Genomic DNA, 11,154 nt, shown 5'->3' with positions numbered 1-11,154 from the left:
TTGGCGCCGAGACCTATGTGCTGCGCGGTCGCCGCGGCACCGGCCTCGGCCCGCTGGATCAGGGTGGTACGGGCAGCGGCGGACAGCGTGGTCGGGGCCGCAGCGAGCTGAATCCTGCCGGTGGCGGGTTGCGCCACGGCCGTGGAGTTCAGCGCGGTACTCAGGAGGGCTCCGGCGGCCACGGCAGAGGCGACGGCCAAAGCGGTGTGCGAGTGACGCGTATAGCGGGAGGTCACACAAGCTCCTTATGTGGGGGGAAAGTCCGGTCGGTGTGGGGCCGGCCGGGTCGTTTCGGAGGTTGTCCTGCTCGAACAGCGGGTGAACAGAGACTGACATTCATGTCATGGACATGTCACTCCATAATGTGATGTTGACTGAATCTTGACCATGCACCGGACCGGGCCGTGCCTGGCGCGCACGCCGAACGGACTTGCTCAGCGCGGCGGTTGCGGTCGCCGGGACATGGGACGACCGAGACGCACGTCGCGCACACCGCACCCGGGCGAGGCCGGACATGGGACACCACCCGTCCCTCTTCACGAGGGTGTGCATCACGCACCAACGGCACCGGCCACAAGCCAAATGGGCGCGGGCGGACCGAAGAGGGCGCAGCACATGAAGTCTCCAAGTCGAGTGGGGGGTTGGAGATACCTTCATGACACAACCTCAGCCGTGACGAGACGCGCTACGGCCGTCGCCCAGATACAACAACTCCCCCACACCGCCTTCACCTCGCGGTCACCGGCACATGGGCCACTCAGGCGCTCACCGGTAACCCCTGCGGATGCGACAGGAGTTGGTTCATCCGCCTTCGATTACGCAAGGCATGCGACACGACGTACCGTGAACGCAAGAACTTGCGCCCATGCCGCAATTTATTGACCACCGTACGGGGCGTCCGACAACGCTCTACCAGCCGGGCGACCTGAGGCGTCGTCGCGGTCGCCCGGATCCGCGGGGCAGCCGGGGTCGTCCCACCACCGATCGACAGCAGTCCCACACAAGTCGGCTGCCGACACGGCGTTGGCGGGCCGTTCGTCGCGCCCTCGGCACCAGGGCCCACCAGCCCGTTCGCCGTGCGCAGGCCCAGCCGGCGCCACCCCCACCCCCAAGTGACGGCCGCTTCTGCCGAAACTCACGTTGCCGCAACCGTGGACGAGCCACGGATTCGTCTGCAATATAGCGATGAATCAACGCAAGAATCTGCGCGCGCTCGTCGCTGGTCACGGGCGACCTCTGCGACGCCGCGCCTGTACGGCCGGCTTCCGGCCTTAGCGGAAGAAGCCGGTGCAGCCGTGCCCTCGGACGGACGGCCCGTGCCGTCATGCCGTGACGCGCCACCGCACTGCCCCGATACGAGCCGCCCTCGCGCGCCCTCAGCCGGTGCGTGAGCCTTCGCAGGGAGAGACCCCGCATGACTCGACGCAAACGCACCTGCTGGAGACGGCGCGCGGCCACCGCCGCGCTGGTCTCCAGCGTCCTGATTCTCGGGCTGCCCGCCCTCGACGCGCAGGCCGCAGGCGGGCCGAACGCAGCCGTCGGCGCCGGTGCCAGAGCCGGCAGCGCACGCGGCGGGCACGCTGCCGCGAACGTGAGCGACGGTGACACCAGCACGTACTGGCAGGCAGGGAAGAAGTCGGCGCAGTGGGTGCAGACCGACCTCGGCAAGTCCCGGCGCGTCCGTCAGGTCGTGCTGCGTCTGCCGGCCCAGTGGCAGACCCGCAGGCAGACGCTCGCGCTGACGGGCAGCGCCGACGGCCAGAGCTTCGCCACGCTCAAGTCGTCGGCGCAGTACGTCTTCAGCCCCGGCAGCGGCAACACGGTGAAGATCTCCTTCCCCGCGACACTCGCCCGCTACGTGCGCGCCGAGTTCAGCGGCAACTCGGTCGCCGGGACCGCTCAGCTCGCCGAGATGCAGGTGCTCACCACCGACGCCTCGACGCCCAACCTCGCGCAGGGCAGGCCCTTCAGCGAGAGCGGGCACGCCGACGTCTACGGCGCGGCCAACGCCGGTGACGGCAATCCCGCGACCTACTGGGAGAGCACGAACAACGCCTTCCCGCAGTGGGTGCAGGTCGATCTCGGTTCCTCGGTCAAGGTGAACCAGGTGACGTTGCGGCTGCCCAGCGGATGGCCGAGCCGCAGCCAGACGCTCAAGATCCAGGGCTCGACCGACAACCGGAACTTCACCGACCTGACCGCGTCGAAGGCCTACGTCTTCGACAGCGGCAACGGCCAGTCGGCGACCATGGGCTTCGACACCACCACGACGCGGTACGTGCGCGTGCTCGTCACCGCCAACACGGGCTGGCCCGCCGGGCAGTTGTCCGAGCTGGAGGTGTACGGACCGGCGACCGGTGACACCCAGGCGCCCACCGCCCCCGCGAACCTGGCCTACACCGAGCCCGGCAGCGGGCAGATCAAGCTCACCTGGAGCGCGGCCGCCGACGACACGGGCGTCACCGGATACGACGTCTACGCCAACGGCCAGCTGCGCGCGAGCGTCGCCGGCAACGTCCTGACCTACACCGACACCCAGCCCGCCGGCAGCGACATCACCTACTTCGTCCGCGCCAAGGACGCGGCGGGCAACGTCTCCGCCGACAGCAACAGCGTGACCCGCAAGGGTTCCGGCGGCGACACCCAGGCTCCCACGGCGCCCGGCAACCTCGCCTACACACAGTCGGGCGGCGATGTGAAGCTCACGTGGCAGGCCTCGAGCGACGACGTCAAGGTCACCGGTTACGACGTCTACGCCAACGACCAGCTCGTCAGGACGGTCGCGGGCGATGTCACGACGTACACCGACACTCCCGCCGCGACCTCCACGGTCACCTACCACGTGAAGGCGAAGGACGCCGCCGGCAACGTGTCGGCGCCGAGCAACAGCGTCACCCGGCCCGGCTCGCCCGGCGGCCCCGGATCCAACCTCGCCCAGGGCAAGCCGATCGAGGCGTCGTCGGACACCTTCACCTATCTCGCCGCCAACGCCAACGACGGCCTGACCAGCTCCTACTGGGAGAGCGCGGGCGGTGCCTACCCGGCCACCCTCACCACGAGGCTCGGGGCCAACGCGGACCTCGGCCAGGTCGTCGTCAAGCTCAACCCGGACGCCGCCTGGTCCACGCGCACCCAGAACATCCAGGTGCTCGGCCGCGACCAGGACGCGACGGGCTTCACGAGCCTCGTGGCGGCGAAGGACTACACCTTCTCCCCCTCCAGCGGCAACGCGGTGGCCATCCCGGTCTCCGGAGCCGCCGCCGACATCCAGCTCAAGTTCACCAGGAACACCGGCGCGCCGGGCGCACAGGTCGCCGAGTTCGAGGTGATCGGCACGCCGGCCGCCAACCCGGACCTGCAGGTCACCGGCATCACCGGCACGCCCGCCGCCCCGGTCGAGTCGGACGCCATCAGCCTCACGGCTACCGTCACCAACGGCGGCGGCAAGCCGGCGAAGGCCACCGACCTGAACTTCACCCTGGGCGGCACCAAGGCCGCCACCGCCGACGTCCCCGCTCTCGCACCGGGTGAGTCGAAGACCGTCACGGCGAGCATCGGTACACGGGATGCGGGCAGCTATGCGGTCGGCGCCCAAGTGGACCCGTCGAACAAGGTCATCGAGCAGAACGAGGCGAACAACGCCTTCACCCGCTCCGACCCACTGGTCGTCAAGCCCGTGTCCAGCTCCGACCTCGTCGCCTCGCCGGTCTCCTGGACACCCTCCAGCGCCTCGGCGGGTGACGAGATCAAGTTCTCCGTCGCGATCAAGAACCAGGGGACGGCGGGCTCCGCCTCCGGCGCGCACGGCGTGACGCTCACGGTCCAGGACGCCATGGGCGCCACCGTGAAGACGCTGAGCGGCTCCTACAACGGGGTCATCGCGGCCGGTCAGACGACCGCGCCCGTCGGCCTCGGCTCCTGGACGGCCGGCAACGGAAAGTACACCGTCAAGACGGTCATCGCCGGCGACGCCAACGAGCTACCGGTCAAGCGCGGCAACAACACCACGACACAGTCCCTCTTCGTCGGCCGCGGCGCGGACATGCCGTACGACACGTACGAGGCCGAGGACGGCACGCTCGGCGGCGGCGCCAAGGTCGTCGGCCCGAACCGGACCATCGGCGACCTCGCCGGTGAAGCGAGCGGCCGCAAGGCGGTGACCCTGACCGGGACCGGCCAGTACGTCGAGTGGACCACCCGCGCTGCGACCGACACCCTCGTGACCCGCTTCTCGATCCCTGACGGCACCACCACCACGCTGAACGTGTACGTGGACGGCCAGTTCCTCAAGGCGATCGACCTGTCCTCGAAATACGCCTGGCTCTACGGCAACGAGACGTCACCCGGCAACTCGCCCGGTTCCGGGGCCCCGCGGCACATCTACGACGAGGCGAACCTGCTGCTCGGCAGGACCGTTCCGGCCGGTTCGAAGATCCGGCTGCAGAAGGACGCGGCCAACACCTCCAGCTACGCCGTCGACTTCGTCGACACCGAGCAGGCGACGGCGGCCCCGAACCCGGACCCGGCGGCCTACACGGTCCCGGCCGGCTTCTCGCACCAGGACGTGCAGAACGCCCTCGACAAGGTCCGCATGGACACCACGGGCAAGCTCGCCGGCGTCTACCTGCCGGCCGGCGACTACGAGACCTCGAGCAAGTTCCAGGTCTACGGCAAGGCGGTGAAGGTCGTCGGCGCCGGGCCGTGGTTCACCCGCTTCCACGCACCCTCCTCGCAGGAGAACACCGACGTGGGCTTCCGGGCCGAGGCGAGCGCCAAGGGCTCCACGTTCTCCGGCTTCGCCTACTTCGGCAACTACACGTCCCGGATCGACGGGCCGGGCAAGGTGTTCGACTTCTCGAACGTCTCCGGCATCACCATCGACGACATCTGGGTGGAGCACATGGTGTGCCTGTACTGGGGCGCCAACACCGACGGCATGACCATCAGGAACTCGCGGATCCGGGACATGTTCGCCGACGGCGTCAACATGACCAACGGCTCCACGGACAACCACGTGGTCAACAACGACGCCCGGGCGACCGGCGACGACAGCTTCGCCCTCTTCTCCGCGATCGACGCGGGCGGCGCCGACGAGAAGAACAACCTCTACGAGAACCTCACCTCGACGCTCACCTGGCGAGCAGCGGGCGTGGCCGTGTACGGCGGCTACGACAACACCTTCCGCAACATCCGCGTCGCGGACACCCTGGTGTACTCCGGGATCACGATCTCCTCGCTGGACTTCGGCTATCCGATGAACGGCTTCGGCACCGGGCCCACGACGATCGAGAACGTCTCCCTGGAGCGGACGGGCGGCCACTTCTGGGGCTCGCAGGTCTTCCCGGCCATCTGGGCGTTCTCCGCCTCCAAGGTATTCCAGGGCATCCGGGTCGACGACGTGGACATCGACGACTCCACCTACGGAGGCGTGATGTTCCAGACCAACTACGTCGGTGGCCAGCCGCAGTTCCCGGTGAAGGACACCATCTTCACCGACATCTCCATCACCGACTCCAAGAAGAGCGGGGACGCTTTCGACGCCAAGTCCGGATTCGGCATCTGGGCCAACGAGTTGCCGGAACCCGGTCAGGGCCCGGCGGTCGGCGAGGCCACCTTCCGCAACCTGCGGATGAGTGGCAATGCCGAGGACATCCGCAACAGGACCAGCACGTTCAAGATCAACGTCGAGTAGGTTCCGTCCCGGACGGAACCGTGCGGCGGGGGCCGCCTCGCCCGCCCCCCGCCGCCTCCCCCGCCGCCTCCCCCGACGGCACTACTCGCCGGCTGTGGCCGTCAGGACGAGGACCGCTTGATCGTCGTCTATCCCGTGGACACCGGTGAAGGTGCGCACCGAGCCGGTGAGCGCGGCGATGACCTCTTCGGCGGTCACGGGGTGCCCGATGCCGGTCAGGGTGTCGGTGAGGCGCTCCTCGCCGAACTGCTCCCCGTCCGGGCTGCGGGCCTCGGTGATGCCGTCGGTGTAGAGGACCAGGCTTTCGGCCGGGCTCAGACGGAGGTGGAGGGGTACCAGGTGCGGGTCGGGGCCGATGCCGAGGAGGGAGCCGTCGCCGGCGACGGGCTTCGCGGTGTGCCCGGCGTCGATGTGGACGGGGAGGGTGTGTCCCGCGCGCACGAGCGTGATGTCGAATCCGCCGTCGCCGGCGGGGGCGAGATGGCCGTAGACGAGGGTGACGAAGCCGGTGCCATGGCTGTGGGGGCGGTCGAGCAGAGCCTTGTTGATCGCCTGGACGACGGCCTCGGGGCCGGGCAGGAGGGGGGCGACGGCTCGGGCGGTGTGCCGCACGAGGGCGGTGGTGGCGGCTGCGGTGGCACCGCGGCCGCAGACGTCTCCGAGCATGAACGCCCACGTGTCGTCGGTCAGCGGGAAGACGTCGTAGAAATCGCCGCCGATCTCCAGGCCCTCGCCGGCCGGGTGGTAGTAGGTGGCGATCTCGGCGCCGCGGAGGGCGGGGACCTCCGGCAGGAGGAGACCGGCCTGCAGGTCCCGGGCGAGGGTGACGCGCTGGGTGTACTGGCGGGCGTTGAGGGCGGCCGCGGCGGCGCGCCGGGCCAGTTCCTCGGCCAGGGCGACGGTGTGTCCGTCGAAGGTGTCCTCGCCGGTGGTCAGCAGGGTGAGGGCGCCGAAGGCGCGGCCGCGGTCGAGCAGCGGTACGCACAGGTAGCCGGTGACCCCGAGATCGTGCCAGGGTCCGGGGCCGGTGGGCGTGCGGCGGGCGACCTCGCTCAGGCCGGAGGCCAGGACGCGGGCCACGGCGTCGGCGTCTGCGTCGTAGACCGGGATGTGGGAGGCGAGGAGCTTGCCGTCGTAGCCGGTGGGCGCGGCGGTGGCGATACGGCGGACGCGGCCGGCGTCGACGACGTCGACCGCGCACAGCGGGGCCAGCTTGGGCGCGCACAAGGTGGCCAGACGCTGCAGGGTCTGGGTGTAGTCCAGGTCGGCGGAGAGGGAGGTGCTGGCCTGCAGCAGGAAGGCCAGGTCGTCGCGGAGGGCCTTCTCCTTCGCCTCGGCGGCCGCCCGGGCCCGCTCGGCGTGGTGGCGTTCGATGGCGAGCGCAGCGGTGTCGGCGAACACCCTCGCCAGGGCCAGGTCGGATTCCTGCGGTGCGCGGGGGACGCGGTGGTACATGGCGAAGGTGCCGAGCAGGGTGCCGTCCCTGGCCAGGATCGGGGTCGACCAGCAGGCCGCCAGCCGCGCCCGGCCGGCCAGGTCGCGGAAGTCGTCCCAGAAGGGATCGGTGGCGATGTCGGTGACGATGACCGGCTCGCGCCGGTGGGCGGCGGTGCCGCAGGAGCCGACGCCTTCGCCGGTGGCGATGCCGTCGATGGCCTGGTTGTAGAAGTCGGGCAGGCTGGGCGCGGCGCCGTGGCGCAGGTGCCGGGCGTCGTCGTCGGCCAGCAGCACGGAGACGAGCACCTCGTCGGGCGCGAGGTCCTCGATGACGCGGGCCATGCCTTCGAGCACCTGCTCCAGCGGGGCCTGGCGGGCGATCTGCTCCAGCAGTGCCCGGTGCTCGGCCGTCAGCCGCTGCGCCTGCATGACCTGGGTGGTCTCCACGCCGATGACCCGTACGCCGATCACGTTGCCGCCCTCGTCCAGGCGGGGCTCGTACGTGAAGTCGAAGAACGCCTCCCGGGCGCCGGCTCCGGTACCCAGCAGCACGCGGGCGTTGCGGCCGATGTGCCGCTCCCCGGTGCGGTAGACGCGGTCGAGCAGGTGGAGGAAGCCCTGGTCGATAAGTTCCGGCATCAGCCGCCCCAGGGGTACGCCGGTGCGCACGCGGTCGCCGCCGCCGATGGCGGCGAAGAAGGCCGCGTTGGCCGCCTCGACGACGTGCGCGGGTCCTGCCAGGGATGCGAAGACGGCCGTGGCCTGGCCGAACAGCGTGCGCAGATCCTTCTCCGCCCCCTCGGTGAGCAATGGCTTCCGGCCCGAGGTGTCACCCGGTGACGGCTGCTGCTCCGGAATGCGCCTCATTCCCCTGCTACCTCCCACTCGCCGGGACGCGGCGCGGACGGACCGTCCCCACCGGGACCTGCACCGGCGGTGCTGCCGGCCGTCACGGCCTCCTCCGCCGTGGTGTGCATCGGGATCACCTGGTCCAGCCCCGTCAGCGTGAAGACCCGCGCCACCGAGGCCGGCACAGCGGCCAGGCGCAGCACGCCGTCGTGCCCGGCGAGCCGCAGATGCATCCGGATCAGGCTGTTGATGCCGGAGGAGTCGCAGAACTCCAGTGCGGCGCAGTCGATCACGATCAGCGCCGGTCGTTCGATCTCGGCGAACACCGTCTCAGCCGCTTCCTGCAGCTGGACCGCGCTCGCGTGGTCCAGCTCGCCCCGCAGCGCGACGACGCGCCCTTGCGGCGCCCACCTGACCTGTACCGAGAACACCCGCGACTGCCTCCATCCCGCCACGACCGGGTCCGGTCCGATGATAGAGGCCGCCGGACCGAGGGCTCGGGGCGGCCGGGCGGACGAAGCACGACGCCCCGGCGGCCGCCTGTGGCAGCCTCAGGGTCCGTCGGCCGGGGGGCCGGGCTCCAGGGGGATGCGGGCGACGACGCGCTTGCCGACCGACTCCCGGAGGACGGCGAGGTCGGCGGCCACGGCCTTCACGATCTCCAGACCGTGCTGCCCCACCCGTGCCGGGTCTGCCCGCCGCGCCGCCGGCAGGACCGGGCTGCTGTCCCACACCTCGACCTCCACGGCTTCCGCGAACAGACGAAGGCGCACCAGGATCGGTCCAGGGGCGTATTTGCAGGCGTTGGTGACCAGCTCGCTGACCACCAACTCGGCGAGACCCACGAAACGTTCGGACACTCTCGACCGGTGTCCGGCCCTGTCCAGGGTCAGGAAAGCGGCGGCCCTCCGGCGGGCTTCGGCGATGCACCCCGCGTCACCGGACAGCGCGAGCGTCGTCTCCGTCGCCTCGGCGTCCGGCCCACCGTGACACTCGCCCTCATGTGCCTTTTCCTCCCGGTCTGCCATTCCCACCTCGCCCGAAGCGGCATTTGCCCGGGCGGGTACCACAGCTGCGTTCACCTACGTCAGAGCCATCCGGGTTCACTAGCAATATCACGTAGGCCCGGCAGGCGTGAAAGCGCGACCGATCAAGGTCATGGATCACCTGCTCCGGGACGGTCGGTTCCGCGATCCGCGCGGTGGTCGGGTGGCCGGTGGCGAGGCGGCACGCCGCGGGCGGGGCGGTGACCGGAGCCGGGTTCACTCGTTTGCCGGAAAGTCGGCCTCTCACCTTCCAGGTCGCGGAAGGCACCCCCATGGTTCTGTCCTCGCTCCGCCGCTGCCCTCAGGTCTCCACCCACCGCCTGTCGCACGCCGAACACCGGCTCACCGAGCGGTACGTCGGCCTCGTACGGCTGGCGTACCTGGTGCTGCCCCCTTCCGTGGGCCGACACCGGCGGGTGCTGCTGGCCCACTCGCTGGTCCAGCGGATCCTTCCCGTCGCGACACCAGGTGTGCCCGCGCCCCGCGGTGGCGAGGGCGGCTCCTCCCAGGGGGCCCGGTCGCTGTACGTTCCGGTGTTGCGCCAGGTCCTGGCCCTGTCCTGGCGGCCACCGGGGTGGCCCGGCCGGTTCCCCGCGCCCCGGATGCTGCCGCCCCGGCTGCCCGTCGTCCTGGCGCTGCGGCTGTTCCCGGGCGGAGCCGACGAACTCGCCCTGAGTCGGGCGCTGTCCGAGCTGTCGGCGACGGCTCGGGCCGCCTTCGCCCTGCTGAGGGTGGAGCGGCTGGCGGAGGCGGAGGCACGGGACATTTTGGAGTCGGCCGGCTTCGCGGACGTGGAGGCCGGGTTGCGGGCCGTGCTACGGCTCGACGCGACGCTCGGCATCAGCGTCGCCAGGGTGCTGACGTCAGAGGAGTTCGACCCGTGCACGGTGCGGGCCCGGCCGAACGATCCGCTGCGCCGTCGTCGTCGCGTGCGCCTGGCGGGGGGCGCGGTGCTGGCGGCACTCGTCACCGCGGTGGTGCCGCCGGCCTGTGCCGGGGTCCCGGCCACGTCCGCCGCCGGACCGGGAGCGCACCGGCCGCCTCGGACCACACCCATGGTCGGTGAGGTCGTACAGGCGGCACCGGATGCGTGGGCCGCCGCCTCGCGGGTGGACTTCACGGCCTGGCCTGCGCGCGGGGAAGCGGTGCACGACCGGGCGCTGCTGCGCCGGGCGCTGGCGGCCTGGGCCGGGGACGACGACGCGACGCGCGTCACCCGGGCCGCCGGCACTTCCGCGGGACCTCCCCTCGACGCACCGCACCTGCTCTACGCGGGACCGGTCGACGGCCGCACCGTGGTGCTGTTGCACGACGGACAGCGCCTTGCCCGGTACAGCGAGTCCGTGCTGCCCGGCGGCCGGTCCCTGGCCCTGGCCCGCGTGGACGGCGCGGATGTGACGACGGCGGCCGCCGTGACCCTGAGCGCACGCGGCGGTGCCGTGCGCTATCTGCTCGCCCCCTGGGTGGCCGAGGCTCAGACGCGTGACCTGACGCGTCCGAACGTGCCGGCCCGCCGGCTGGGAATGTTCCCGGACGGACTGACGGCGCCGGTACCGCTGTTCGCGGCGGGCGGCGGCTGTGGCCGGCGTACCGTGCTGCAGCTGCGGTCGTCGTCCCGCATCGCCGAACACCCTGCGTTCCTGCTGGCGGGGCTCGGCGACATGACCCTCGTACACCTCACGTACACGCCGCTTCCCGGGCACGGGGCACCCGCGCGGCAGCCGCGCGAGGCCACGGGTCCGGCCGCCCTGCTCGCCTGGGCCCGGGAGGCCTGCGCGGTCGCTTCGCTGCGGGGTGGCGGGGTCAGGGCGCTCAACGCCTCGGACTTCGCGGAGCGGGACCTGCCGGACGGTGCGGGTCACGCCGTGTGGACGTGCTCCCGGATCGGCACCTGGAGCGGTCCGGTGACGTGGCGGTCTACCGGTACCGCGACGGCCGCGGTCCGCTGCGCATGTGTGTGTCGCTGAGTACTCTCCGGGCCGCGAGTCGGCCGGAGGCGGCGTTGTTGCCGGCGCCGGGCCAGGTGCCGGCACCGGTCGGATACAGACGGCGCCGCCGGCCGCGTCCGGGCCGAAGTCCAGGTGCATGCCCCAGCAGGCCGCCATGGCCCGCGCCTCCCGTGTGGTGAAC

General features: G+C 71.2%; 5 protein-coding genes and 1 pseudogene. 2 read left to right on the top strand and 4 right to left on the bottom strand.

Annotated features, from left to right (window positions below):
- Positions 1-236 (bottom strand): annotated as a pseudogene (locus tag ACGFT2_RS33835) (peptidase M4 family protein); the annotation flags it as partial.
- 1,178 nt (positions 237-1,414) lie between these two features.
- Here ACGFT2_RS33835 and ACGFT2_RS33830 point away from each other — a divergent pair.
- Positions 1,415-5,692 (top strand): discoidin domain-containing protein, encoded by a 4,278-nt coding sequence (locus ACGFT2_RS33830; RefSeq protein WP_393286119.1) that lies wholly within the window; start codon positions 1,415-1,417, stop codon positions 5,690-5,692.
- 81 nt (positions 5,693-5,773) lie between these two features.
- Here the strand turns inward: ACGFT2_RS33830 and ACGFT2_RS33825 are convergent, their stop codons facing one another.
- The 3 genes from ACGFT2_RS33825 to ACGFT2_RS33815 all read right to left on the bottom strand — a co-directional run bounded on the left by ACGFT2_RS33825 (position 5,774) and on the right by ACGFT2_RS33815 (position 9,006).
- The gene (locus ACGFT2_RS33825; RefSeq protein WP_393286116.1) at positions 5,774-7,996 is read right to left on the bottom strand and encodes a GAF domain-containing SpoIIE family protein phosphatase; all 2,223 of its coding nucleotides are present in this window, start codon (positions 7,994-7,996) and stop codon (positions 5,774-5,776) included.
- Complete coding sequence (locus ACGFT2_RS33820) at positions 7,993-8,409, bottom strand: STAS domain-containing protein (protein ID WP_393286113.1); 417 nt, start codon at positions 8,407-8,409, stop codon at positions 7,993-7,995. The genes ACGFT2_RS33825 and ACGFT2_RS33820 overlap by 4 nt, the downstream gene beginning before the upstream one ends.
- 120 nt (positions 8,410-8,529) lie before the next feature.
- Positions 8,530-9,006: an ATP-binding protein gene (locus tag ACGFT2_RS33815; RefSeq protein WP_393286110.1), complete on the bottom strand. Its 477-nt coding sequence runs from the start codon at positions 9,004-9,006 to the stop codon at positions 8,530-8,532.
- Between the two features lie 290 nt (positions 9,007-9,296).
- Here ACGFT2_RS33815 and ACGFT2_RS33810 point away from each other — a divergent pair, with 290 nt between their 5' ends.
- The gene (locus ACGFT2_RS33810) at positions 9,297-10,991 is read left to right on the top strand and encodes a hypothetical protein (protein ID WP_393286107.1); all 1,695 of its coding nucleotides are present in this window, start codon (positions 9,297-9,299) and stop codon (positions 10,989-10,991) included.
- Positions 10,992-11,154: the final 163 nt, after the last annotated feature.

The sequence above is a fragment of the Streptomyces sp. NPDC048514 genome, from assembly GCF_043199955.1.
Lineage (GTDB): Bacteria > Actinomycetota > Actinomycetes > Streptomycetales > Streptomycetaceae > Streptomyces.
Note: the sequence above shows the minus strand (reverse complement) of the source record. Positions and strands in the feature narration are given on the sequence as shown.

What these genes read in the sequence shown, in the direction of transcription:
- ACGFT2_RS33830 (WP_393286119.1), top strand. Translation starts at nt 1,415, where the DNA reads ATGACTCGACGCAAACGCACCTGCTGGAGACGGCGCGCGGCCACCGCC.
- ACGFT2_RS33825 (WP_393286116.1), bottom strand. Translation starts at nt 7,996, where the DNA reads ATGAGGCGCATTCCGGAGCAGCAGCCGTCACCGGGTGACACCTCGGGC.
- ACGFT2_RS33815 (WP_393286110.1), bottom strand. Translation starts at nt 9,006, where the DNA reads ATGGCAGACCGGGAGGAAAAGGCACATGAGGGCGAGTGTCACGGTGGG.
- ACGFT2_RS33810 (WP_393286107.1), top strand. Translation starts at nt 9,297, where the DNA reads ATGGTTCTGTCCTCGCTCCGCCGCTGCCCTCAGGTCTCCACCCACCGC.